The sequence below is a fragment of the Hymenobacter sp. UYP22 genome (assembly GCF_040547285.1).
Lineage (GTDB): Bacteria > Bacteroidota > Bacteroidia > Cytophagales > Hymenobacteraceae > Hymenobacter.
Genome location: NZ_JBEPPK010000007.1, coordinates 166,803 through 190,672, shown reverse-complemented (window position 1 = coordinate 190,672; position 23,870 = coordinate 166,803). Strand labels below are relative to the sequence as shown.

Genomic DNA, 23,870 nt, shown 5'->3' with positions numbered 1-23,870 from the left:
CCCTGAAAAGCCTACTTTTGCGCGCCGGTTTTTACCGCCTCACCAAGTCCTGTTTGCCTAGCGAAAAACACCCCTCTTGCCGTTCATGAATCAGCACCCAACTACCGACCACATCACGTCCCTGATTCAGGAGGGCGAGTTTTTCAAACTCAAGGAGGCGCTGAAGTCCTTTGAACCGAACGAAGTAGTAGAGCTACTGGAACAGGAGGAAGAACGGGAACAGCTGATCATCTTCCGGCTGCTGCCCCTACGCCTGGCCACGGAAGTGTTCGAATACCTGGACCTCGACATTCAGAAGCATTTTCTGGCCAACCTCTCGCAGGATAAAATTTCGGACATTCTCAACGAAATGTCGCCCGATGACCGGACGGCTTTGCTGGAGTTTCTGCCCGACGAGCTGGTGCGGGAGCTGATCCAGACGCTGTCGGAGCCGGAGCGCAAGGTAACGCTGGAGCTGCTGGGCTACCCCGAGTACTCGGTGGGCCGCCTGATGACGCCCGACTACATTGCCATTCGGGAAAACTGGACGGTGCAGCAGGTGCTCGACTACATTCGCCGCCACGGCGGACAGTCGGAAACGCTGAGCGTACTGTACGTAACCGATGAGCGGGGCGTGCTGGTAGATGACATTCGCATTCGGGAGTTTTTGCTCTCCGACCCGCAAAAGCGCGTGAATGAGCTGATGGACCGGCGCTTCGTGCAGCTCAACACTATGCAGGACCAGGAAGAGGCCATTGAGGTGTTCCGCCGCAACGACCGGGTGGCCCTGCCCGTGGTGAATGACGAAGGCGTGCTGTTCGGCATTGTTACGATTGATGATATTCTGGATATCCGGGAAGAAGAAGACACCGAGGATATTCAGAAGCTGGGCGGCTCGGAAGCCCTGGATGAGCCCTACCTCGACACGCCCATCTGGAAAATGGTGCAGAAGCGGGCCGGCTGGCTAGTGATTTTGCTGATTGGGGAAATGCTCACCACCTCGGCCATGCACCACTTCGAGGATGATTTGCAGAAGGCGGCGGTGCTGGGCTTGTTTATTCCACTAATTATCTCGGCCGGGGGTAACGCGGGCTCCCAGGCAACTTCGCTTATCATCCGGGCCATGAGCCTGGGCGAGTTTTCCCTTTCCGACTGGTGGCTGGTAATGCGGCGGGAATTGCTTTCGGGCCTGGCCCTGGGTAGCATTTTGGGGGTGGTAGGCGCCTTGCGCATTGTGCTCTGGGCCAACTACATCGACCCCGGCTATTTTGGCCCTTACTGGCAGTTGATTGCCACTACGGTGGGCTTCTCCCTACTGGGTATTGTGCTGTGGGGCGCGCTGTCGGGGGCCATGCTGCCTATGTTGCTGCGCCGCCTCGGCCTCGACCCCGCCACGTCTTCGGCCCCGTTCGTAGCCACGCTGGTAGACGTTACCGGCCTGATCATCTACTTCTCCGTGGCCACTTTTGTGCTGCGCGGGACGCTGCTGTAAGCAGCCTCTTCCTGAAGCCAGTGCGGCAGTTTGGGCGCGGGCGGAAAAATCGAACCAGCTACTTTCTCCCCTCTCATGACCGAACAGCTGCTTACCCAACAGGAAACGCACTTTACCTGGCTCGACATCACCAACCCCAGCGCCGCTGAGCTGGAGGCCGTGGCCGCGCAGTACAGCCTGCCCGATGCCCTGGTGCGTGACTGCCTGGAACCGACGCACCTGCCCAAGTTTGAGGCCACCAACGGACTGAGCTTCGTGATTTTGCGGGTGTTCAGCATGCCCGAGAGCACTCAGGCCGATACCATTCAGGAGCTGAGCACCAAAATTGCCGTGTTCTATACCGCCAATTTTCTTATTACCGTGCACCGCCGGCCGCATCCGGTGCTGAGTGAACTGAAAAGCGTGGCCCGCGCCCCCGGTCAGGAGTGCAATACGCCCGCCGAGGTAGCCATTCATTTGGTGCGCTACGCCCTCAATAGCTACGTGCAGCCGGCCCTCACCCTTACCAAGGAGCTGGACGATTACGAGGCGGAAATCTTTCTGAAGCAGGAAGTGCCCAATGCGTTGCAGGGCCTGTATTTTCTGAAGCGCAAAGCCTCGGCCGCCAAGCAGCTCCTCCTGCTTACCCGCGACATTTTGCTGATGCTGCGCCGCCAGACGGCCAGCGCCACCGTTCACGTAACGCTGCTCCAAGACACCCAGGATTTGCTGGTGAAGGTGGAAACGCTCTACCAGCAGCTCGACGGGGCCGCCACCAACCTGATGAACCTGTACCTCTCGTTGTCGTCGCAGCGCACCAACGAGGCCATGCGGGTGCTCACGGTGTTTTCAGCGTTTTTCCTGCCGCTTACCTTCATTGCCGGCATTTACGGCATGAACTTCAACTACATGCCCGAGCTGACCTGGAAACTGGGCTACCCGCTTTCTATCGTATCAATGGTGGTTATTTCGGTGGGGATTTACGTGTGGTTTAAGCGCAAGGGCTGGATTTAAGGTAGCAGGTTTATATAGTCTGTTTCTGATGAAGTTTCGCCTGTTTCCCATTCACTGCCGGAGCCTGCGCGCACTGCAGGCTGCCCCCCTGGCCCTGCTGGGCGGCTGCGCCGCCGTGGGCCAGCTCGATACGCTTCCCGAAGGCCGCTACCGCGCCATCCAAACCAACGATGCGACGCTGCATGCCCGGCTGCCGCTGGGCCAGCCGGTGTACGCCCGCCAGAGCGCCGATACGCTGTATCTGCTCCCGGATAGTCTTAGCCGCAAGGCTCCAGCGCCGGATATGCCGCTCTACTATCGGCTGCAGCCGGGTCGCCACGTAGTGCTGGCCGCCCGCCGCTTCGACCTCGACGTATTTACAATTCCGTTTAAAATTCGTCCGCCTCGGGCCGGCCTGCCGGTGCAGCTCAACTCCAACTTCAATGCGGCACTGTACCTGGGGCGCCGCCTCGATTTTTACCACCTCACCAGTCACCGCCAAGTGGGCGGGTAGCGCCGGCCGCTGGTGCGCACCACGGGCTTGGGCTACGGGCTGTTCACGGGGCTGGGTTCCTCAGTCATCACGCCCGATTTCACGCGCCAGCACGCCACCACCGACTACGAGGGCTTTGTGCTACACGTCGGGGCCGCCACTATTTACGACGCGCACATTTTCAACCTTGGCTTGGCCGTGGGGGCCGACCACCTACTGGGCCCCGACGGCCGCCACTGGATTTACCAGCACCGCCCCTGGTTTGGCGTCCTGTTCGGTTTGGATTTGAATTAGACTGTGTCTGAAAACTCCAAAACGGTCATGCTGAGCTTGTCGACGCATCTCGTGTGCTGACGCTGAGGTACTATTCTACCATCAGCGCACGAGATTCCTCGGCTTCGCTCGGAGTGACGTTCTGAGCGCTTGAGTACAGCATCGTCTCGCCTTAAAAATCCACCCGGCCGCGGTTGGCTTTTTTGTCGCCGTGCTTCTTCTTGGATTCCAGGCGTTGGCGCACGGCACCTTTGCTAGGCTTAGTGGCGCGGCGGGCTTTAGGCTTGTAGAGGGCTTTGCTGAGCAGCTCGTGGAATTTGCGCAGGGCCGTTTCCTTGTTGCGCAGCTGGCTCCGGTCTTCCTGGGCTACCACCAGCAATTCGCTTTCGGCGGTGAGCTTGGAGGCCAGCTTCTGCAGCAGTGTCTGTTTCTGCTCGTCGGTAAGCAGCTGAGAATCGAGGAGGCGGAAGCGTAGCTCTACCCGACTTTCCACTTTGTTCACGTTTTGGCCGCCCGGGCCGCTGCTGCGGCTGGTTTGAAACTGGAGTTCGGGCAGGAAGTCGGCGGCGGCGGGAAGCATTGGGGGCAGGTTATAGCGCGAAGCCTTTGCTTCGCGCCTCGGTATACGGTTGGTTGTTGTGGCGGCGCGGGTGTCCCAGGGCTGAAGCCCTGGGCTACGGAGTGGCTTTATGGCTCTTTGGCTTATTTCGCTGACTAGCCCAGGGCTTCAGCCCTGGGACGCCCGCGCCGAACCACTTTGCAACGATACGCGAAGCAAAAGCTTCGCGCTACAAAACTTTCCACAGCAGCCAGCCCAGCAGGCCGAAGCGGGCGGTCCAAGCTACGGTACGGAGCCAGTTAGTACGCACCAGCCCGTCGATGGCCACGTAGTTGTAGCCGTGAGCGGCCAGGCGGTTATGGAAAGGCACAGAAATGAAGAACGTACTGGCCCAGATCAGGAGCACCAGCGCCAACTGCCCCCAGCGGGCCGCGCCCAGCTCCGGGGCCGCCCCGGCCAGCCACCCGGCCAGGCCCAGCTCCAGTACCATCGGAGCCAGCACCACCCAACTCATGGTGCGGGTGTGGTGCCGATGAAACGCCCCGAATTTCTCGGGCGTCACGTAGGCAAAACCGGGGTAATGCACCATCTGCACCGTCCAGATGAGCCCGGTGAGGTAGGCGGCCAAGGCTAAGTTGAGCAGGAGCAGGTGCAGGAGTTTCATGGGTAAGCAACGGCCCGAAAAATAGCCGCGTCCTTGCCGCTACGCGAAATAACCCATTCGCGCTACATTCGCCTTCCCTTATTTGCCATTTCCCATGACCCTCTCCCCTACTCGGCGGCCCTGGCTGCTGGCGGCCCCGCTGCTGGGCCTCGTGTTCACGGCCTGCCAACCCGGCGGCAAATCCACAGCTACCGGCCCCGACCTCATCCAGGCCAACCTGGACACCACCGTACGCCCCGGCGACGATTTCTATAACTACGCCAACGGGGCCTGGTTTAAAAACCACCCCATTCCGGCTTCGGAAAGCAACTGGGGTATTGGCAAGGAAGTGCAGAACGAGGTGTACGCCCGCCTGCGCAAGCTCAACGAAGACGCGGCTAAGGCCAGCACCGCTGCCGGCTCGGTACAGCAGAAAATCGGCGACTTCTGGGCCACGGGCATGGACAGCGCCACCATCAACAAGCAGGGCGTAGCCCCGCTGAAAACCGAACTGAACCGCATTCAGGCCATCAAATCGGTGGCGGACGTGCAGGCCACTATTGCCCGCCTGCAGCCCTTGGGCGTGAATGCCCTCATTGGCTACTACGTGGGGCAGGACGCCAAAAACAGCGAGAAAATGGCCCTGCAGCTCTGGCAGTCGGGCCTGGGCCTGCCCAACCGCGACTATTACTTTAACAAGGACGCCCGCACCAGCAACATCCGCAAGGAGTACAGCCAGCACCTGACCAAGATGTTCGGGCTACTGGGCCAGGATGCGGCCACGGCCCAGGCCAACGCCCAGCGCGTGGTGCAGCTGGAAGCCAAGCTGGCCGCCTCCTCGCGCAAGCTCGAAGCCTTGCGTGACCCCTACGCTAACTATAACAAGATGGCCGTTGCGGGCCTGGATAAGCTCACGCCCGGTATCAGCTGGAAGCCCTGGCTGGCCCAGATGCAGCTCAGCCAAGTGGATACGGTCATCGTGGGCCAGCCGGAGTTCTACCGGGAAGCCGGCCGCCTGCTCACCACCGCACCCCTCGACGACTGGAAGGCCTACCTGCAGTGGCAGCTGGTGCACGCCTACGCCGGCACGCTCAGCCAGGAGTTCGACAACGAGAATTTCCGCTTCTACGGCACCGTGCTGCAGGGTGCCAAGGAGCAGCGCCCTCGCTGGAAAAGGGTGCTCGATGCCGAGGAAAATGCCATGGGCGAGATGCTGGGTCAGCTGTTCGTGAAAGAGTACTTCACGCCCGAAACCAAGAAGCGCTACGAGGACCTCACTGAAAACGTGGTAGCCTCCTTCCGCGACCATATCCAGAAGCTGGACTGGATGAGCGACTCCACCAAGCAGAAGGCGCTGGTGAAGCTCACCAAAATTACCCGCAAAGTAGGCTACCCCGATAAGTGGAAGGACTACTCCTCTCTGAAAGTGGACCGCAGCTCCTACGCCGCCAACGTCATGCGCGCCAACGAGTGGGCCTACCGCTACAACCTCAACAAGCTGGGCAAACCCGTCGACCGCACTGAGTGGGGCATGACGCCCCAAACCTACAACGCCTACTACAACCCCAGCAACAACGAAATTGTGCTGCCGGCCGCCATTTTCGCCATTCCCGGCCTGATTGACGCCAACGCCGACGACGCCATTATTTACGGCTACGCCGGGGCTAGCACCATTGGGCACGAGCTTACCCACGGCTTCGACGACGAGGGCAGCCAGTTTGACGAGAAAGGCAACCTGCGCAACTGGTGGAGCAAAAAGGACCGGGCGGCTTTCCAGCAGCGCGTAAACGGCATTGTGCGCCAATTCAACGGCTACACCGTGCTGGACTCCCTGCACATCAACGGCAAGGCCACGGCCGGCGAAAATATTGCCGATTTGGGCGGCATCGTCATTGCCCTGGATGCTTTCAAGAAAACTGAGCAGTACAAGAAGGGCGAGAAGATTGGCGGCCTCACGCCCACCCAGCGCTACTTCCTGGGGTACGCCCTGGGCTGGCAAACCCACCAGCGCGACGAGCGGCTGGCCCAGGCCATCCTCACCGACGTGCATTCTCCGGCCCAATTCCGCATCAACGGCCCCTTCGCCGATGTGCCCGAGTTCTACGAAGCCTTCAACGTGAAGCCCGGCCAGAAGCTCTACCTCCCCGATTCGGCCCGGGTGAAAATCTGGTAAGCTGACTTTCTAAAATTGAAGCAAAAAAGCCTTTCTGCGCAGTGCAGAAAGGCTTTTTTGCTTTTGTTCTGGCAGCTGGAAGCCGCCGGACCGGCACGCTTACTGTTTTGGGCGGGCCATGAATTGCTCCAACCCTTCACGGGCAGTTTTACGCACTTTTTCCTGCAGAAACCCCGACCAGCCCAGCAGCCAGCCCATCGGCCCCAGCGCCTGCCGCGACCAACGCCAGAAGCTGAACTCATCGTGGTGGGTGCGAATGAGGCCGTCTTGGAAGGTGAAGTGGGCCTGCACGTGGTTATGCACTTTGCGGCGGGTTTTGCTGAAAGTATAGCGGGCATCCCAGGTGGCGCGGCCGCTGTGCTCATCGGCCCACACGTCGTTGTAAGCTAAGCGCAGGTCGCCGCCCCGCTCGCAGAGCATCCGCCACATCTGCCCGATTTCGATACCCTTCAGCCGAAACGCGGCATCTTCGAAAGTAGCTTCGGGGTGGTAGCAGGCGGCCATACCGGCGTGGTCGCGGCGCTGGAAGGCCTGGTAGAAACGGTTGAGCAGGGCTTGGTGCGGATGCATGAGACGGGCGCCCGGAAATTGGGGCCATCAAAGCTACCCAAAAAGGCTCAACCCTTGTGCACTCATTCCCTGGGCACTGAGCTTTGCACACGAGTAAGCCTGCCTTGGCCAAGCAACGAAAATCAACGCCACAAAAATGCATTGGGCATTACTATTCAGCATTTTACAAATTCATTACACCGCATAGGCAACGGTTTTTCCGGGGCTGTCATCTATACCCTCAGATGTCTCACTTTAACTTCTGCACCGTATGAAAACGCTCCGGTTTCTGTTGCCTGTTTTGCTCATGGCCTTGGTAGTACTGTCGGCCTTTCGGGTAGCCGGCACCCGCGAAACCCGCTCCGTAGAGGCCTTTAGCGCCGTGAACCTGGGCGGCTCTACGAAGGTAGTACTTCGCCAGGGTAGCCCCCAGAAGGTGGAGGTAGAAGGTGAGGCCGATGATTTGGCGTACCTGGAAACCGTGGTAAGTAACGGCAGCCTGCGCATTGGCACCAAGAAAACCAGCGGCAACAATTGGCATAACTATAAAGGCAGCGTAACGGTGTACGTGACAGTGCCCAGCATTAAGGCGCTGAAAGTAAGTGGCTCGGGCAGCATCAAGGCCGCCGATGCCATTAAAGCTGACAAGCTGGACTTGGGCGTAAGCGGTTCGGGTAGCATTATTTTGAGCAGCGTAACCGCCGACAAAATCAGCTCGGCGCTTTCCGGCTCCGGCTCCATTCAGGCTGCTGGCGTGGCCCCCACTCAGGAAATCAGCGTGAGCGGCTCGGGCGGCGTCCAAGCTCCCAAGCTGCAAAGCAAAACCTGCAGCATCAGCATCAGCGGCTCGGGTGGCTGCCGGGTGCAGGCTACCGAGTTGCTGGAGGCCAGCATTGTAGGCTCCGGCGACGTGTACGTGACTGGCAACCCGCAGGTGAAAAGCTCGGTGGTAGGCAGTGGCCGCGTGCACCGGCAATAGGGGCCGTTTGTTCTATCCAAGAAACCACAGTGGGTGCTGCCAGCTTAGCCGGCAGCACCCACTGTGTTTCGTGCTCTTACTCAGCCCGCGTTACTCGCGCACCAGCCGATGCGTAAGCACGCTCCCAGGTGAGGTAATGCGGCACACATATACGCCCTGGGGCAGCGCTGTCAGGTCGAGCGGGGTTTCCTGCACCTGCGCAGCCGGTAGCTGGCGCCTCAGCACCACCGCCCCCCGGACATCCAGTAGTTCCAGCACAGCCGGCGCAGCCTGGGGCAGCTCCACCCGCACTATCACCGTGCCCTGGTTGGGGTTGGGAGCCAGCGTGGCGCGGGCAGCGAGGCCACCCCGGAAGGTTACTGACACCACCGCCGATAGGGCTTCCGTGCCGTCTTGGTCTACCTGGCGCAGGCGGTAGTAGTTGATGCCGGGCAGTGGAGCGGCATCCAGGTAAGCGTAGCGCTGGTGCTGCTGGGTAGTGCCGGCCGCGGCTATTTTGCCCACTGGCTCAAATACCTGCCCGTTGCCGGAGCGCTCCAGCACGAAATAGGCGCTGTTCAACTCCTGGGCAGTTTCCCAGGAAGCCGATATGCCGACCCCCTGGGAAACTGCCCCGAACCGGGTGAGCGTAACGGGTAGCGGGGCGTTGGAGGTGGTAGTACACAAGCCTGCTGCGGGTACCAGCTGCTGGGTTATTCCGGCCGCCGGGCTGGCGTACTCCAGCCGTAGCGTGTTGCTGCCAGTAGCCTCTCCGTACAGCACCAGCATATCGTGCAAGCCCGCCGTGAGTTGCACGGTTGCTGTAACTGTAGTAGCCGGGTGAATGCCGCCGTTCTGGATGGTGGCCGAGGCCAGCGTGGGCGTAGTAGCCAGCGCGGCATTATCCAGCCAGAGGAAGGCCCCGTCATCGGCCGTGAGGTAGAAGGTGTAGCTACCAGTAGCAGGAATAGTGATGCGCCCCCGAAACCGGACACTGAAGTTGTTAGGGTCCTGGGTGGGGCCGCTTGCTGCGCCGGTGAGGTCACCCCAGCTGGCCGTGCTGCCAAAGTTGAGTACCTGCACGTTGCGGTTCTGGGCCGGAGCGGTGCTGGTGAAAAAGGTCGGATCATCATTGAAATAGCCCGGGAAGAACTCTGCGTACAGGCCCGATGAAGCTACCACCCCGCCCCCATCAAGGCCGGAGCACCCCGCGGGCGAGCGGGCAATTACCTGCACCTGCAGGGCCCCCACAAACACGGCACTGCCCCCGGCATTGCGCGCGGCTACATCCAGCTGGTAGGTATTCTCCGGTACGGTGGCATCAATCAGCACCTGCCCGGTGCTGGCGTCGATGGTAATACCACCGGGCAGGCTGGCGGCATTGGTAAGCACATAGCTGGTAACTGGCGAGGCGCTGGTAACAACCGGTACTGCCGAGGCCGCCTGCGTTTGTACAGTTACCCGCAGGGCATTGGGCGAATAGCGCAGGGCCGTAGGCAAGGGCAAAGCCGGCTGCACCGAGCCGCAGAACGCGGTGCTGGGTACCACCTGCCGGGCAATGCCCAAGCCAGCACTTTCATACTCTAGCCGAAGCACGTTATCCTGGGCATTGTCGCCGTAGAGCAGTAGCAAGTTGTGCAGGCCGGCGCTTAGCGTTATGGTTGCGGCAACGGTAGTAGCCGGGTGCAGGCCGCTGTTGTCAATGGTAGCATCGGCGCGCACGGCCGGCGCAGCCAGCGCCGCATTATCCAGCCAGAGGTAGGCTGCGTCGTCGGCCGTGAGGTAGAAGGTGTAGCTGCCAGCCGTGGCAATATACAAGCTCCCGCGCAGGCGCAGGCTAAACCGTTCGGGGTTTTGCGGGGTACCGCTTGCCACGGGCAGCAGGTTGCCGAAACTGTCCGAACTGCCAAAATCAACGGTGGGCTCAGTGCGGGTGAGGCCCGGCGTTGCGCTGGTAAAAAAGGCCATATTATCATCGAAATAGCCCGCGAAATACTCCGCGTACAGCCCGGCCGAAGCAGGTTCTCCACCGGCCTCGGTACCACCACAGCCACTGGGCAATGGGGCTGTTACCTGAAACCGAAACACGTTGCGGAAGGTGCTGGTGCCGTTGGCATTACTCACGGCCACATCAACGTCGTAGGCTCCCTGGGGCACGGTAGCATCAGCCGTCAGCACGCCGGTCGTGGCATTCACACTGATGCCCGCTGGTAGGTCGCTGGCGTTGCTCAGGGCAAATCCGGTCACCGCCGTACCGCCATCATCTACTACCGGTGTACCGGAACTGCGCGTACTTCCTGTGGGCAGGGCCCGGGCAGCCGGACTGTAGCTGATGCCCTTGGGAGCCGAAGGCTGGGCCACCAGCGCTGTGCACAGGACGTTGGTTGGTACTGGTTGCCGCGCAATACCCGGGCCTTCGTACTCCCACACCAGCGTGTTTTCGCAGCAGTCCTCCCCGTACAGAATCAGCACGTTATGTTGCCCCGCCGGGAGCGTAAGAGTTACTGAACGAGTGGTAGCCGCGTGGCGCCCCCCGTTGTTGATAGCCGCCGCGCTTACCGCTGGTGGTAGCGCCAGCGCGGCATTATCCAGCCAGAGGTAGGCCGCGTCGTCGGCGGTGAGGTAGAAGGTATAGCTGCCGGTCGTGGCAAGGTTCAGGCTCCCGCGCAGGCGCAGGCTAAACCGTTCGGGGTCCTGGGCCGAGCCATCGGAAAACGGCAGTAGGTTGCCGAAGCTGGCGGAGGTTGTGAAATTCACATCCGGCTCGGTACGGCGTAGGCCTACGGGGTGGTTGTTGTCGGAGAAAAAGCCCGGATCATCTTCGAAATAGCCCCGGTAATACTCCGCGTACAGCCCACTGCTGGCCGGCTGCCCACTGGGGTCGGTACCGCTACACCCGGGGGCTTGCGCGCTGGCAAACGTACTGACAAACAGGCTTACCGCCGCTACCAAGCGAATCACCCATTTAAAATGCGGGAAAGAGGAGCTTTTCATCATCTTAAGATGATTTTATATAATAAAGACAATACAATTCATAACATTGAAGGTAGCAACAATTTATTATTTTGCAACTTATTTATTTTTTATTGTATTAATTAAATAATATGGTTTACATTATTCCGTGTTGGCTGCAAGTGGGTAATACCTGTGCAAAGACGTAAAGCTGGTTTATATATGCGGTTTATTATATATTCAGGATTCAGCCATAGAGCCGTGCATACGCATACTGCCCCCGCTTCATCGGCCCCTGAGGGCGCAACAAAGCGGGGGCAGCGCCCAGGCAACAGCCGAGGTAGCGGCTAGAAATCAAACAGCCCCTTACGGCTGCCGTCCCTGGCCTTCGACTTTTTCTTGTTTTTTTTCTTGTCGCCGAACAGCCCGTCGAACACGCTCGACTTGTCCTTGATGAGCACGTAGCGCAGGGAAAGGGCCGTCGGGAACCGGGCCCAGTCATCGGAGTTAATCTCCACGGTGGGCTTGAAATCCAGGCTCAGCACCAGCGGCACGAAGGCAACTTTATACTCTACTCCTGCCAGCGCATCGAAGCCCCCAAAGCCGCCAGTATCCTTATTGCGGCCCAGATGCCCGCCCGCCCCAAAGTAGTAGTTCAGGCTGGGTCCCAGAATGCCGAAATGCCGCTCGGCCAGCACCGTGGCGCTTACTTCCCGGGAGCCCACCAGGGCCAGGCCTTCCAGCGTGGTCTTCTCAAATATTTTTTGCTGCACCGTGAGGCCGTAGTTGTTTTTACCCAGCCGCAGCCCGGCCGCCGTGTGGTATTTCTGGGCCTGCGCGGCCGGAGCCAGCAGTGCATCTGCACCGGATACTACTAGCAGCAGTGCACCTGCCCGAAGCCAATTGTGAAACGTCATAATCTTGTTAGTGCGGCCCTGAACCCGGCCCTGGGTACCGCGTTCAACGAATTGCGGCCGCGCAAAGTACGGGCCCCTGCCGGAATAGCCCCCGACTTTCTGCAAAGGCCGTACCTTGCCGCCTCTTTTTGCTCTGCACCACCTCCAGTACATACCGTGTATATTCACCACGTGGCGGCGTACCTGCCCACCGACATTATCACCAACGAACATTTTACCCGCCTCAACGGCCTTTCCCACGAGTGGATTACGGAGCGCACGGGTATCCGGGCCCGTCGGAAAGCCAGCCCCGGTGAAAACACCAACACGATGGCCATAGAGGCCACGCGCCGGGCGTTGGCGGAGGCGCCTACCTTTTCGGCCTCTTCCATTGAGCTGATTGTGGGCGGCACCTACACTCCCCACGACACTATTTATACCGTGGCCCACGCCGTGCAGCGGGAGCTGAACGTGTCCGATATTCCGGTGGTCAGCATTTCCTCAGCCTGCTCCTCCCTACTGAATGCGGTGGAAATTGTGGAAGGCTATTTTGCCCTGGGCAAAGCCAGCCGGGCGTTGGTAGTGGTAAGTGAGCACAACACCGCCTACAACAACGACCTTGATACCGTAGCGGGCCATTTGTGGGGCGATGGGGCGGCGGTGCTGCTGCTTTCCAAGGAGCGTATTTCGGACCAGGATCTGCGGGTGCAGTCCATCCGGACGGGCGGAGCCGGCAACGTGGGCAAGGCCGACCAATCGGTAACGCTGAAGCCGGTGGAGCGGGGCATTGTCATGCCATTCGGTAAGGACGTATTCATCCACGCCTGCACATACATGACGCGCGTAACCCAGCAGATTCTGGACCAGAACAACCTGGGCATCGACGACGTGACTTTCCTGATTCCGCACCAAGCCAACCTGCGCATCACCAAAAATGTGCTACAGCAGCTGGGTCTGCCCGAGGAACGGGGTGTATCCAACATTGAAGAGCTGGGCAATACTGGCTGCGCCGGTGCCGCCATTGCTCTCGCCGACATCTGGGGTCAGCTGCAGCCCGGCAACCACATCGTGGTAACAGTATTTGGGGGTGGCTATTCCTACGGGGCTATGCTGCTGGAGCGCTAGCCCCCCTGCTCGTAGCGCTGTAACCGCCAACGCCCCGCTAGGTAGCGGGGCGTTTGCTTTTAGGCATTCACTATTCCGTCACTACGAATGGCGTGGTACCGTCGCGGCCGTTGGTATCGGTCCAGCGGATAAGGTAGTAGCCCGCACGTAGTGGGGGCGGGTTGATGGTCGTTATGTTCACCCCCGGCAGGTACTCGAAGCGGGTACCGCCCAGGTAACGGCCCACCGCATCGTAAAAGCGCACCACTACCGCTCCGGCCGCCGCCCCGCCCACATACTGTAGGTTTATTGGGCCGCTACCATCTACGGGGTTGGGGTAAATCAGCAGGGAAGTGGCGGCCGCCGCTTCGTCGGTTACGCCTATGGGCCGAGCCGCATCCAGGGAGCCATCGGGGCGGCGCACCCGCAGGCGGTAATAGCTCAGCCCCGGCCGGGGCTGGGCATCCACGAAACGGTACTGCCCGCCCCCGGCCCCGGCGGCTACCGTGGCCACGGTCTGCCAGCCGGCCGTGGTGTCCGCAGAGGCCCGCTCTACTACAAATCCGCTCAGGTAGCACTCCTCCCGCGTGGTCCACTGCACCGTAACCCCGGAGCCACTTGCCAACACAGCGGCCTGGCTGGTAAGCGGGGCCGGCAGCATGGGCGAGGGGCCACAGATATCGGGCTGAAAGCTGCGGGTACGCAAGATGTAGCGCCCCCCGGCAATGTCGCTGCTGGCGGCCAGTACGCGGCTGCGCTGGCCCCGGGCAATGGCAAAGTGCATTACGGCCGTAGGCAGAATCAGGTGGGAGAGTTGCTGGGCGTGCCCCAGCTCGTGCACCGCTACCGATTCAAAATCCAGTTGCGTTACGGAAGGGTTGGCCGGCCCGAACTGCCAGTTAGCGGCATCATCAAATTGGGTATCTACTTCCTGCACGTAAAACACCACGCTGCCGTTGGCACGGTAGCACCCCCGGTAGTAGCTGGTGGTGCGGCCCAGTACGCCGCTGGGCAACTGCCCGCTACCATCAAAGCCCACCGAATTCTCGCCGTCGTCGGCCACCCCGGAGCTGGTGCGGGTAGTACCCAAGGTCCAGTTAACGCCGGTTTGGCAGCGCCAGGTAGCCAGAGCCCGTTGCCAGGAGGCAGCAGCGGCCGTGTTGCCGGCAAAGTCGGGGTCGAAGCGGAAGGTCATGCCCCCGGCCCCGTCGAAATTGCGGTGCCCCGGCACAGCGCGCTGGCCGGTATTGGTATCCAGCACGTTGGTGGCCGCGTACACAATAGTAACCGAGCCGAGGCTTACCGTGGCCAACTGCCCGCTGGTAGTAACGCGCACGGGCCCAGTGCCGGCCGGGTTGCGGCTGGCGCTTGATGAGGGCACCCGCACCTGAATGCGGGTATCCGTCCAGCTCAGGTAGTCATCATCATTAACCTTGGTATAAGTTGCGCCCCCATCATCAGCATTGCGGAACTCTACACTGCCCGTGCCCCGCGTACCCCCGAAACCGGAGCCGGAAATAGTGAGCACCGCGCTGGTACCGGCCGTGAGACTGGTCGGCGACAGGGTGGCTATAACCGGCGCGGCCCCTTTAGCAGCCGCAGCCGGCTGACGCAGCTGCTGCAAGGCGGCATCCAGGCTTGGGTTGGTCTGCACCAATTGCGGCGTGGCTCCGGCTACGGCACGGTAAAAGGTGGCATCCGTGAGCGAGTAGCGGCGGAAGGGCTCGGCGGCCGTACCAGCCCGGACATCGTAGCGGATAAAGCCCTGCTCACTGCCGTAGGCCTGCCACCCACTGCCCGCAGCAAGACCAGCAAAAGCAGCCGGCTCCAGATAAAACACGCCCTGCTCACCGGGCACCAGGCTCAGGGTATTGGTAAGCTGCTGCCGCTCCAGGCCCACGGTGCCCCCCTCCGTTATAAGAGTAAGCGTGGGTTGCGCTAGCCCTTTTAGCTGCTTGAATACCCGCAGCTGGTGCCGAGTAAATATCCGCCCGTTCTCCCCCCGAAAGCCAACCGCATCCAGCACCTCGGCCTCCACAATACGGCTGGCCCGGGCAGTGCGCGCGGCCGGATCCAAAGGCACCAGCAGGCAATGCGTTTCTGAAGCTACCAAGGCCTGAGCCATGAGGGAGAGGGGCCAGAACCAGCAGGCTGCCAGCGCCAGAGTAAGCGTAAAAATTGTACGCATCATATTATGCAGGAGTAAGGCCCAGGGCCAGAGGTAAAGTACAGGAATTACGAATTATTGCTGGCCCCAGACGCCGCTTCTCCGCATTTATTCCGCTCCAGGCAACCATAGCGGGCGAGGCGGCCTCCTCCTGCTACATTTTACCTTTTCCCTATTTCTATGCGTATCCTTTCCCGGGCGCTGCCAATGGCGCTGTTCTGTTTGCTGACTACGGCCGCCGCGGCCCAAACCACCGACTCAACTACCACCGCACCCACCCTCGGAATCAGCCGAAAAACAACTGAGCCCAGCAACGGCTCGGGTACCCTTATTAAGGTAGGTACGGGCCTCACCCGGGGCCTCAGCACCAGCTACTGGGGGCTGTCGGTGCCGGTAGTGGTAGGAGCCGAGCATCACCTCACCCCGACTATAAGCGTGTACGGCAACGGTTTTGCCGGCGTCAAAATAGGGCGTGGCAACCGGCTCCTCGATGGCTCCCGCCCCTCCCCCATCGGCGACTATGGCTTTGACGTGGGCGTGAAATACTATTACAATCAGGAAAAGCGCCGGCAGAAAGGCCGGCAAACCAGCCCGTTTGTGGGCAATTATCTGTCGTTGCAGTCCAGCTCCGCATTCACCACCGCCAGCTTCCGCACGCCCTACAACTACTCCACCCTCACGGTGCAATGGGGCATGCAGCGCCGCCTGGGCAAATACGGCTGGTTTGATGCCTACGTGGGCGCGGGCCTGGGCCGGGATGCGGGCTACACCTATTACGATTACACCGGCCCCAGGAGGCAGGCTCCACAGCTCGGCATTGCCACGGAGCTAGGCATCAAGTTCAGCCTGGGAAAAGTGGTGAAATAGTGAGTTGGTGAACTGGTGAGTGTGACGTTCTATATGCTCCACTTGCTCAGCCTTAGCCGCTAGAACATCAAACTCACCAGCTCACTATTTCACCACTCAAAACAAGCTGCCTTGTACCGCCTGCGGAATAACCCGGGGCGGCTGCACGGCCATGCCCGTTAGCTCGTGGAGGCGGCGCAGGAAATGCTCAGCCCAGATGGGGGAATGCATAATATCCTTTTGGTGGATAAATACATACGCCGTGTGCAGCCCGGCCTCCAGCCAGCCGGCCAAGCGGGCAGCCCAATCGTCGGCCCGCTTAAAATCGGAATCAATGAGGGCGTGGCCGTTGATGCGTAAAAACGCCACGGGCGTAGTCAGGCGCAGATGCAGCACGTCGCGGCGGCCGGCCACATCACTCAGCACCAAGGGCTTTCCCAAGGCTTCCAGCATGGCTGCTACCGAATCCAGCAGGCCTTTGTCAGCAAACCAGGCGGGGTGGCGCAGCTCCACGGCCAGCGGCACGTAGGCCGGAAAATCCAGCAGGTAGCGCTCCAACCGAGGCAGATGCTCGGGGCCAAAAGTGGGCGGCAGCTGCAAAAACGCGTGCCCCAGCGTAGGCCCCAATCCCTCAATGGCCCGGCAAAAGCTTTGGGTCAGGTCGTCGGCATTGTAGAGGGCCCGGTCGTGGCTGATGATTTGGGGCAGTTTGGGGCAGAAGCGGAACGTAGCCGGCACCGCATCGCGCCATTTGCGCACGGTGGGGGCATCCGGAATCCGGTAATGGGTGGTATTCAGCTCGATACTGTTGAACTGCCGGGCGTAGTGGTGCAGATAATCGGCGTCCCGGATACCCATGGGGAAATAGCTGCCCAGCCAAGCCTTATTGGTCCAGATGGGGCAGCCCACATACACGGCCGGGGGTGCCGGTTGGGTAGGCAGGGCCCGGGCCAGCACCCCGGCCGTATCGGGGTGGTCGGGGGGCAGGCGAAAGTTAACGTAGCGCAGGTCGGAAAGGCGGCCAAAATCCATACCCGAAGGTACGGCAAAACCCCGGCTCCTGGCTACCAACTCGCTCCAAAGGGTGGCCGGTATCGAACACATAGTGCTTAGCACATTTCCGCGACATTTGCAACCTGCCTTTGCCCTGGCATCCTCCCCAAATGACAAAATTTTTTAAGCGGCGGATAGTCGCATTTTCTCAAACGATTAGCACTGGTATAAAAAGAGTGCAAAATCCATCTTAACGAAACACAATACGCTTTTTACGCACTTTCTATTCAATAATTTAAATGCAAAATTTCTTCGAAAAGGTCAATTTATAAAGTTAGTGCCAGCCTAATACGGTTGGAACGGCGGGTCCGATTTCTGGGGGGCGTCTAGATTTGTCGCATTCACCAACCAAGGGACTTTATGAAGTTGACTGTACGACTGCATCTCTCGGGCTTGATGATGAGCCTGTTGCTGGTACTGCTGACGGCCTTCTCGGCCTCAGCAAGCGCGCGGCGGGCAAGTGAGGATGAAAAAGCCCCGGCTGCGGCCGTCAAAAAGACAGCAACCATGCGGGGCCGCGCCTCTTGGTACGGTCGTGAGCACCAAGGACACCGCACCAGCAATGGGGAGCGGTTTGACCGGAATAAGTACACCTGCGCCCACAAAACCCTGCCTTTCGGTACCAAATTGCGGGTTTCCAACCCCGAAACCGGCAAATCGGTGGTGGTACGCGTTACTGATCGGGGCCCATTTCGCCACCAGCGTATTCTGGACCTGGCGGAAATTGCCGCCCGGCCGCTGGGCATTGTTACGCACGGAGCCGTAGCAGTGGTAGCGCAGGTAGTGGACCCGACCACGCCCCTCGGCCCCACCGAGGCGCCGGAGAACCTGGCCCTGCTGGCAGCTGACTCCACTATTACCGCTGATATTCACACCAACATTGTGGCTGGCGAAACGGAAGCCGCCGATGTAGCCCTTACCCCCGAGCCCGCCGCCACCTTCGTGATTCAGGCCGGCACCTTCGGCGACCCGCGCAACGCCCGCGCCGTGATGGACAAGATTCAGAGCGTGGAACCCAAGCTGCTGGTAACCACCGTGGCCACCACTACCGCCGAGGGCCGGGCCCTGAACCGCGTGGTAGTGGGCCGTTTCGCCACCCAGGCCGAGGCCGATGAAGTCCGGCTCCGGCTGGCCCGCGTGGGCGTGGCCGGACTGGTGAGGCAGGGCGAGAATCTGTAAGTAGTTATTCTATTTTTGAAAAAAAGCAGCTAATCCTTCTGGATCAGCTGCTTTTTTATTTTCATGTACTGCTTGATAAATAGCTGGTTGAAAGAAGGTATACACGAGAAAATAGCGGAGGTTTTATATAGTTCAGCACGACTGTACACTAGGCTATTCACGGGAACCGTTGATGAGCCACACCTTCTCTCAGTTCAATCATGAAAATAATACCGACTACACTAGCACTGGGACTATTAACAGCTGCCGCTGCTCAAGCTCAAGCGCAAACCTTACAGGGAACTACCTACCTGCGCATCAACGCGGGCAATATCAGCTACACGCAGCGGGCGGAAGACAATTTTCGCAGTATTAGTGGTACGCTACTGCCAGCGGCCGGACGCTTTGTAGCTACCAACTTTCTGGTAGGGGCAGAGGTGCCGCTTGGCTACTCTCACTACCGATACGAGTATATTTTCTCTGGAACAATCGGCTCCGACGAGAAGGTTTCGGTCAGTGACGTTACGTTTGGCGTATCTCCCTTCGTGCGGTACTACCTGCCGGGCGCTGGTTCTCACCGGCTCTTTGGGCAGATTTCAGGTAGCCTGGGGTGGCTACGGAACCGGCAACAGAACACTTATTCGGGTCGCTATGAGACTAAGCGTGAAAGAACGATAGATTATCAGGAGTATGGCGCCGGACTGGGTTATAATTATTTTATCACTCCGAGCGCGGCATTGGAGCTGACTGCCGGTTACAAGCGTAGCACACTGGGCCCCGACCGCACCAATGGCAACCTTGACGTTCAGGCCGGGTTTGCCCTGCTTTTACCCAGCACCAAGTAAGCAGCATCATCTCCATTCGCTAGCACAATCTACCGCAGTCAGCATCTGAGCGGCACGCAACGCACGGGGTAGTTGCGTGCCGCCTTTTTTTGTCGGATGTTGACCTGGCTTTTGTGCTTCCTGTATATGCTTCGATTTCTTCCGGGCACTCTGGTGCTCCTCGTTACGCTTACCCTCACCTGGGTTCTGAACACCAAGCAGGGCGACGTGCCGCCCGTGGCGCGCCTGCTGAGTCCGTACCGAGGCTTCTGGCAGAACGGTGAAACGCCGGCTAGCTTTCCGGAACAGCAAACCTTGCACCTTTCGGGCCTGCATCAGCCGGTGCGCGTGCGGTTCGATGACCGGCGGGTGCCCCACATCTTCGCTCAGAACAACCACGACCTATACTACGCCCAGGGCTACCTCACGGCCCGGGACCGACTTTGGCAGATGGAGTTTATGACCCGGGTGGCGGCCGGCCGCATTTCGGAAGTGGTAGGTCCGCGGGCTCTGGAGTACGACCGGTTTCAGCGGCGCATGGGGTTGCCTTACGGGGCCGAAAACTCCTTGCGGTCCATGCTGAAAAACGACACGACGCGCTTGGTGCTGGAATCGTACTCGGCGGGGGTGAATGCCTACATCAGCAGCCTTTCGCCTCGGGAATATCCCTTTGAGTATAAGCTGCTCGATTATACCCCCGAGCCCTGGCAGCCGCTCAAGTGCGCGCTGCTGCTGAAGCTGATGGCCTGGGACCTGAGCGGCCGCTCCGACGACCTTCGCCTGAGCAACATCCTAAGCAAGTACGGGTCGAAGGTAGTGCAGGACCTATTCCCGGATTACCCCTTCCGCGAAGACCCGATTGTGCCCGTGGGCACGCCCCTGGATTTCAAGCCGCTGCCGGTGCCGGCCACGCCGCCTTCGTTCACGGCGGCCTTATCGGATAAGGTGCCGCAGCGGGAGCCGGATGCCGAGCTGGGGTCCAACAATTTTGCCGTGGCGGGCAGCCGCTCAGCCTCGGGCCTGCCGCTGCTGGCCAACGACCCGCATCTGCAGCTGAACCTGCCCAGCATCTGGTACCAGATACAGTTGCACGCGCCCGGCCAGAACGTGTACGGCGTGACCATTCCGGGTGCGCCGGCCGTCATCATCGGCTTCAACGAGGACGTGGCCTGGGGCGTAACCAACGTGGGCGGCGACGTGCTGGACTGGTACCAACTCAAATTCCGGGACAACTCGAAGCGTGAGTATTGGCACGACGGCCGCTGGAAACCCGTGCGCCGGGTGGTGGAACGCATTGTGGTACGCGGCCTCCCCGACCGCCTCGACACGGTGCTCTACACCCACCACGGCCCCGTGGTGTATGACCACGACGAGAAGCCCTTCAACGCCCAAACGCCCACCCAACACGCCATGCGCTGGACGGCCCACGAGGGCGCCGACGAGGTACTGGCCTTCGTGAAGCTCAACCACGCCCGCAACTACCACGACTACGACCAAGCCCTGCGCACCTACGGCTCCCCGGCTCAGAACTTCATCTTCGCCAGCAACCAGAACGACATTGCCATCCGGCCCAACGGCTGTTACCCACTGAAGTGGCCCGAACAGGGTAAGTTCATCCTCGACGGCACCGATGCCCGCGCCGACTGGCAGGGCTGGATTCCAATGACGCAGACGCCGCGGGTGCAGAACCCGGCCCGGGGCTTCGTATCGTCGGCCAATCAGCACTCCGCCGGGCCCGACTATCCCTACTACATCGGCTGGGACTACGTGCCCTGGGACCGGGGCCACCGCATCAACCAGCAGCTGGCCAAGATGCACCGCGCCACTGCCGATACCCTACGCCTGCTCCAGAACGACAACCTCGGCATCAACGCCCAAACCATGCTGCCGTGGATGCTGGCTACAATGGAGGGTAGCAAGATGACCGATAATTGCTATGTGCCGCCAGTTCCAAACTCACCGGAATATGCGGCAGTGCGGGAGTTGGAGAAGTGGGACTACCGCTACACCACCGATGCCGTGGCCGCTACCATCTTCGAGCTGTGGTATCAGGAACTGGTCAAGCGTCTCTGGGATGATGATTTCGGCAAAGCAGCTACCGGGTTGGAAATGCGCCCCCCCTCGCAAGACCGAACGAATCGGTTGTTACTTACCCAATCGGGCAATCCGGCTACTTGCTTCCAGGATGGCAGCCCTTGGATTGACGACCGACGCACACCGCAGAAGGAAAATGTGCACAACCTACTGATGGCCTCCCTGCACTTTGCCGTGGACTCGCTCACGCGCAAGTTCGGGCCGCTGGGGCCGAAGTGGGGTTGGGCCAACCAGAAAAGCACCGACATCAACCATTTGGCCCAGCTGGCGGGCTTTGGGCACCAGGATATCGTGTGCGCCGGCAGCCGGGGCACTGTAAATGCCACTACCCCGCGCAACGGCCCCTCCTGGCGGATGGTGGTGGCGTTAGGGCCGCAGGTAAAGGCCTACGGCATCTTCCCTGGGGGGCAAAGCGGCAACCCGGCCTCGGCGTATTATGATGATATGCTGGAAAGCTGGCGCGTGGGCAAGTTGGATGAGCTGGTATTCCTGCGCGCTGCCGACGAAAACCACCCCCGCCTGCAAGCGGCCTGGCGGCTGGAACAATAATGCCGTTTGGTGCCGGTTCCGTGCTTATCTTACTGAGCTGACCCTATCCTGTCTCCGCTTCTATCTGACTTCAGAAATGTCTTTACCGTGTAGCCGCTCTGTGTGGCATCGAATAGTACTGGCAGCTTGCCTCACGGGAGCAGCCGTACCAACAGTGCAAGCTCAAAAAACCACCAAAAAGCTGGCTACTGTTACCAAACTGCCACCCACGCCGCGCATTTATAGCCTATATGAAGTGCAGACGCGGCCCGAGTACGCGGAGGGCGAATACGCGCTACGGCAGTACCTGCGAAGCCAGCTGCGCCAGCCGGCCGCCGTGAAGGCAGGCAAGGAGCGGGGCACGGTAACGGTCTACTTCATCGTGCAGCCGGATGGTCGCCTCACCGACGCCTTCATTGCCCAGGGCCTCAGCGCGGCCAGCAACGCCGAGGCCCTGCGCCTAGTACAGGCCATGCCCCGCTGGCGTCCCGCCCGTTACCAGGATAAGCCCGTACCCGTGCAGTATCCGATTTCCATTCTGTTTGAGCCCCCGGTTCAGGCAGTGCCCGACTTGTCGGGTTTGCAGAACGAGAGGCGGGTGGTGGAAGAGGTACTGGAGAATAAGGTATATACCTACGTGGAGCAGATGCCGGTATTTCCGGGCGGGCAGGAGTACTTAATGAAATATGTGCAGGCGAGTTTGCGCTACCCGGCGGCAGCCCTGGCCAATAAAGTAGAGGGCCGGGTGTTTGTCCGGTTTGTAGTACAGCCTACGGGCCAAGTGGATAACGTGGAAATTGCGAAAGGACTCGGGGCTGACTGCGACGAGGAAGTGGTGCGCGTTATTAAAGCCCTGCCGCCCTTTGAGCCGGGTAAACAGAATGGCCGTACCGTGGCCGTGCAGCACACCTTGCCGGTCACCTTCAACCTTGAAACTACCCCGGGTGCCCCGGGCGTAGCCATTCCGCCCCTACCTACCCTACCTAAGCCTGAGGATAAAGTATACACCTACGTAGAGCAAATGCCGGCCGTGGCGGGCACCAGGGAAGTGAGCATTGCCTCGGCCTTGCAGGCGGCCGTGGTACTGCCCGCCGATGTAGTGAAAGGTGACAAGGAAGGCCGGGTGTACCTGAGCTTCGTGGTGAGCCGGGAAGGCAATGCTGAAGAAGCCAAAATAATACGAGGGCTATGCACGGCCTGTGATGCTGCCGCCCTGGCTGCCGTAGCCAAGCTGCCCCGTCTGGAGCCGGGCCAGCAGAACGGACAAACCGTGCGGGTCCAGCTCACGCATACCTTACAGATGTTCAGCCCCACGCACGTGTTCGAGCCCCGGGAGGCGGTAACGCAGGCCAGCTTCAACGGGGGCGGCGTGGCCCTGCGGCAGTATTTCACGGAGAAGCTCAAAGAGCCCAAAGTACTGGCTCAGGAACAGCTGCGCGGGGCGGTGGAGGTACGCTTCGTGGTGCAGGCCGACGGCAAAATTGGGGCGGCCGAGGTGGTGCGCCCCCTCTGCCGCAGCTGCGACGAGGAAGCCCTGCGCCTAGTGCGCGCCATGCCCACCTGGACCCCGGCCCGCGACGCCTCCGGCCAACCCATTGCCGTGCGCCAGAACGTACTCATTCCCATGCCCGCCCCCGAGCTGCCCCGCAAAGCCGGCTCCGAGAACTAGGCCTTCCCCTCTCCCCCTTCCTATGAAAGGTACTCTCGCGTTACTCCTGCTTATTTTCCTGGGGAGTGTGTTGCTGCAACTGGTGCTGCCTTGGTGGAGCGTAGTGCTGCTGTGTCTGGCGGGAGCCGCGTGGTGGCGGGTTTCGGCTGGGGAGGCTTTCTTGGCGGGGCTACTGGGAACGGGGCTGAGCTGGTGGTTGCCCGCGGCCTGGCTGAACACCCACGGCGCGGGCCTGCTGGCTGCCCGGCTAGCTACGTTGCTGCCCCTGGGAGGCCAGCCCTGGCTACTGGTAGCAGTAAGTGGCCTGCTGCTGGGTTTGGTGGGCGGCCTGGCTGCCTTATCCGGGGCATTGCTACGTAGAGCCGTAAAGCCCGCAGTAGTTCCCACCAATCAGTCTGCCCGCAACCCCGGCTAAGCTCGGGCTCATCCCTCCGCGCATCATGCTCAGCTACAGAAAAAGCCCGGCCGCAACGAGTACGGCCAGGCTT

General features: G+C 60.4%; 20 protein-coding genes. 13 read left to right on the top strand and 7 right to left on the bottom strand.

Annotation, left to right across the window (positions count from 1 at the left end):
- The first annotated feature begins 85 nt into the window (after positions 1–85).
- The 4 genes from mgtE (at position 86) to ABIB60_RS13740 (ending at position 3,230) form a co-directional block, all read left to right on the top strand.
- A complete protein-coding gene (gene mgtE, locus ABIB60_RS13755; protein WP_354580643.1) occupies positions 86–1,471 on the top strand; it encodes a magnesium transporter in 1,386 nt (461 codons plus the stop codon).
- 75 nt (positions 1,472–1,546) lie between these two features.
- Positions 1,547–2,464, top strand: a complete 918-nt coding sequence (locus tag ABIB60_RS13750) for a magnesium transporter CorA family protein (RefSeq protein ID WP_354580641.1) — start codon at positions 1,547–1,549, stop codon at positions 2,462–2,464.
- Positions 2,465–2,492: 28 nt separating this feature from the next.
- Positions 2,493–2,957 (top strand): hypothetical protein, encoded by a 465-nt coding sequence (locus tag ABIB60_RS13745; RefSeq protein ID WP_354580639.1) that lies wholly within the window; start codon positions 2,493–2,495, stop codon positions 2,955–2,957.
- Positions 2,958–2,969: 12 nt separating this feature from the next.
- On the top strand, positions 2,970–3,230 hold the full coding sequence (locus ABIB60_RS13740; RefSeq protein WP_354580638.1) for a hypothetical protein: 261 nt from the start codon (positions 2,970–2,972) through the stop codon (positions 3,228–3,230).
- A gap of 151 nt (positions 3,231–3,381) precedes the next feature.
- Here ABIB60_RS13740 and arfB read toward each other — a convergent pair whose 3' ends face one another.
- Both arfB and ABIB60_RS13730 read right to left on the bottom strand, forming a co-directional pair.
- On the bottom strand, positions 3,382–3,789 hold the full coding sequence (gene arfB / locus ABIB60_RS13735) for an alternative ribosome rescue aminoacyl-tRNA hydrolase ArfB (RefSeq protein ID WP_354580636.1): 408 nt from the start codon (positions 3,787–3,789) through the stop codon (positions 3,382–3,384).
- A gap of 208 nt (positions 3,790–3,997) precedes the next feature.
- The gene (locus tag ABIB60_RS13730; protein ID WP_354580635.1) at positions 3,998–4,432 is read right to left on the bottom strand and encodes a hypothetical protein; all 435 of its coding nucleotides are present in this window, start codon (positions 4,430–4,432) and stop codon (positions 3,998–4,000) included.
- A 94-nt stretch (positions 4,433–4,526) separates the two neighbouring features.
- Here ABIB60_RS13730 and ABIB60_RS13725 point away from each other — a divergent pair, with 94 nt between their 5' ends.
- A complete protein-coding gene (locus tag ABIB60_RS13725; RefSeq protein ID WP_354580633.1) occupies positions 4,527–6,584 on the top strand; it encodes a M13 family metallopeptidase in 2,058 nt (685 codons plus the stop codon).
- Between the two features lie 99 nt (positions 6,585–6,683).
- Here ABIB60_RS13725 and ABIB60_RS13720 read toward each other — a convergent pair whose 3' ends face one another.
- On the bottom strand, positions 6,684–7,154 hold the full coding sequence (locus ABIB60_RS13720) for a nuclear transport factor 2 family protein (protein WP_354580632.1): 471 nt from the start codon (positions 7,152–7,154) through the stop codon (positions 6,684–6,686).
- 250 nt (positions 7,155–7,404) lie between these two features.
- Between ABIB60_RS13720 and ABIB60_RS13715 the strand changes: the two genes are divergently transcribed.
- Positions 7,405–8,112 carry a head GIN domain-containing protein gene (locus ABIB60_RS13715; protein WP_354580630.1) on the top strand — a complete coding sequence of 236 codons (708 nt, stop codon included), beginning with the start codon at positions 7,405–7,407 and terminating at the stop codon, positions 8,110–8,112.
- Positions 8,113–8,202: 90 nt separating this feature from the next.
- On the opposite strand, the gene ABIB60_RS13710 is transcribed toward ABIB60_RS13715, so the two are convergent.
- Together ABIB60_RS13710 and ABIB60_RS13705 are read right to left on the bottom strand one after the other, a co-directional pair.
- Entirely contained in the window at positions 8,203–11,085 is a 2,883-nt protein-coding gene (locus tag ABIB60_RS13710; protein WP_354580629.1) for a PA14 domain-containing protein, read from the bottom strand.
- Positions 11,086–11,390: 305 nt separating this feature from the next.
- Complete coding sequence (locus ABIB60_RS13705; RefSeq protein ID WP_354580628.1) at positions 11,391–11,960, bottom strand: hypothetical protein; 570 nt, start codon at positions 11,958–11,960, stop codon at positions 11,391–11,393.
- 156 nt (positions 11,961–12,116) lie between these two features.
- Between ABIB60_RS13705 and ABIB60_RS13700 the strand changes: the two genes are divergently transcribed.
- Positions 12,117–13,064 carry a 3-oxoacyl-ACP synthase III family protein gene (locus ABIB60_RS13700; protein WP_354580627.1) on the top strand — a complete coding sequence of 316 codons (948 nt, stop codon included), beginning with the start codon at positions 12,117–12,119 and terminating at the stop codon, positions 13,062–13,064.
- Positions 13,065–13,134: 70 nt separating this feature from the next.
- Here the strand turns inward: ABIB60_RS13700 and ABIB60_RS13695 are convergent, their stop codons facing one another.
- Positions 13,135–15,234, bottom strand: coding sequence for a matrixin family metalloprotease (locus ABIB60_RS13695; protein ID WP_354580625.1), 2,100 nt, complete (start codon positions 15,232–15,234; stop codon positions 13,135–13,137).
- 156 nt (positions 15,235–15,390) lie between these two features.
- Between ABIB60_RS13695 and ABIB60_RS13690 the strand changes: the two genes are divergently transcribed.
- Positions 15,391–16,077, top strand: coding sequence for a hypothetical protein (locus ABIB60_RS13690; protein ID WP_354580623.1), 687 nt, complete (start codon positions 15,391–15,393; stop codon positions 16,075–16,077).
- Positions 16,078–16,173: 96 nt separating this feature from the next.
- Here the strand turns inward: ABIB60_RS13690 and ABIB60_RS13685 are convergent, their stop codons facing one another.
- The gene (locus tag ABIB60_RS13685) at positions 16,174–17,088 is read right to left on the bottom strand and encodes a DUF72 domain-containing protein (protein ID WP_354580622.1); all 915 of its coding nucleotides are present in this window, start codon (positions 17,086–17,088) and stop codon (positions 16,174–16,176) included.
- Positions 17,089–17,469: 381 nt separating this feature from the next.
- On the opposite strand from ABIB60_RS13685, the gene ABIB60_RS13680 reads away from it, so the two are divergent.
- The 5 genes from ABIB60_RS13680 (at position 17,470) to ABIB60_RS13660 (ending at position 23,797) form a co-directional block, all read left to right on the top strand.
- Positions 17,470–18,288, top strand: a complete 819-nt coding sequence (locus ABIB60_RS13680; protein ID WP_354580620.1) for a septal ring lytic transglycosylase RlpA family protein — start codon at positions 17,470–17,472, stop codon at positions 18,286–18,288.
- Between the two features lie 200 nt (positions 18,289–18,488).
- Entirely contained in the window at positions 18,489–19,112 is a 624-nt protein-coding gene (locus tag ABIB60_RS13675) for a hypothetical protein (protein ID WP_354580619.1), read from the top strand.
- A 126-nt stretch (positions 19,113–19,238) separates the two neighbouring features.
- Entirely contained in the window at positions 19,239–21,734 is a 2,496-nt protein-coding gene (locus ABIB60_RS13670) for a penicillin acylase family protein (protein WP_354580618.1), read from the top strand.
- 154 nt (positions 21,735–21,888) lie between these two features.
- Entirely contained in the window at positions 21,889–23,382 is a 1,494-nt protein-coding gene (locus ABIB60_RS13665; protein WP_354580616.1) for a TonB family protein, read from the top strand.
- 22 nt (positions 23,383–23,404) lie between these two features.
- The gene (locus ABIB60_RS13660) at positions 23,405–23,797 is read left to right on the top strand and encodes a hypothetical protein (protein WP_354580614.1); all 393 of its coding nucleotides are present in this window, start codon (positions 23,405–23,407) and stop codon (positions 23,795–23,797) included.
- Positions 23,798–23,870 lie beyond the last annotated feature (73 nt).

Excerpts from the sequence above, each read along its gene's own strand:
- mgtE (WP_354580643.1), top strand. The coding sequence starts at position 86 with ATGAATCAGCACCCAACTACCGACCACATCACGTCCCTGATTCAGGAG.
- ABIB60_RS13750 (WP_354580641.1), top strand. The coding sequence starts at position 1,547 with ATGACCGAACAGCTGCTTACCCAACAGGAAACGCACTTTACCTGGCTC.
- ABIB60_RS13745 (WP_354580639.1), top strand. The coding sequence starts at position 2,493 with ATGAAGTTTCGCCTGTTTCCCATTCACTGCCGGAGCCTGCGCGCACTG.
- arfB (WP_354580636.1), bottom strand. The coding sequence starts at position 3,789 with ATGCTTCCCGCCGCCGCCGACTTCCTGCCCGAACTCCAGTTTCAAACC.
- ABIB60_RS13730 (WP_354580635.1), bottom strand. The coding sequence starts at position 4,432 with ATGAAACTCCTGCACCTGCTCCTGCTCAACTTAGCCTTGGCCGCCTAC.
- ABIB60_RS13725 (WP_354580633.1), top strand. The coding sequence starts at position 4,527 with ATGACCCTCTCCCCTACTCGGCGGCCCTGGCTGCTGGCGGCCCCGCTG.
- ABIB60_RS13720 (WP_354580632.1), bottom strand. The coding sequence starts at position 7,154 with ATGCATCCGCACCAAGCCCTGCTCAACCGTTTCTACCAGGCCTTCCAG.
- ABIB60_RS13715 (WP_354580630.1), top strand. The coding sequence starts at position 7,405 with ATGAAAACGCTCCGGTTTCTGTTGCCTGTTTTGCTCATGGCCTTGGTA.
- ABIB60_RS13710 (WP_354580629.1), bottom strand. The coding sequence starts at position 11,085 with ATGAAAAGCTCCTCTTTCCCGCATTTTAAATGGGTGATTCGCTTGGTA.
- ABIB60_RS13705 (WP_354580628.1), bottom strand. The coding sequence starts at position 11,960 with ATGACGTTTCACAATTGGCTTCGGGCAGGTGCACTGCTGCTAGTAGTA.
- ABIB60_RS13695 (WP_354580625.1), bottom strand. The coding sequence starts at position 15,234 with ATGATGCGTACAATTTTTACGCTTACTCTGGCGCTGGCAGCCTGCTGG.
- ABIB60_RS13690 (WP_354580623.1), top strand. The coding sequence starts at position 15,391 with ATGCGTATCCTTTCCCGGGCGCTGCCAATGGCGCTGTTCTGTTTGCTG.
- ABIB60_RS13685 (WP_354580622.1), bottom strand. The coding sequence starts at position 17,088 with ATGGATTTTGGCCGCCTTTCCGACCTGCGCTACGTTAACTTTCGCCTG.
- ABIB60_RS13680 (WP_354580620.1), top strand. The coding sequence starts at position 17,470 with ATGAAGTTGACTGTACGACTGCATCTCTCGGGCTTGATGATGAGCCTG.
- ABIB60_RS13675 (WP_354580619.1), top strand. The coding sequence starts at position 18,489 with ATGAAAATAATACCGACTACACTAGCACTGGGACTATTAACAGCTGCC.
- ABIB60_RS13670 (WP_354580618.1), top strand. The coding sequence starts at position 19,239 with ATGCTTCGATTTCTTCCGGGCACTCTGGTGCTCCTCGTTACGCTTACC.
- ABIB60_RS13660 (WP_354580614.1), top strand. The coding sequence starts at position 23,405 with ATGAAAGGTACTCTCGCGTTACTCCTGCTTATTTTCCTGGGGAGTGTG.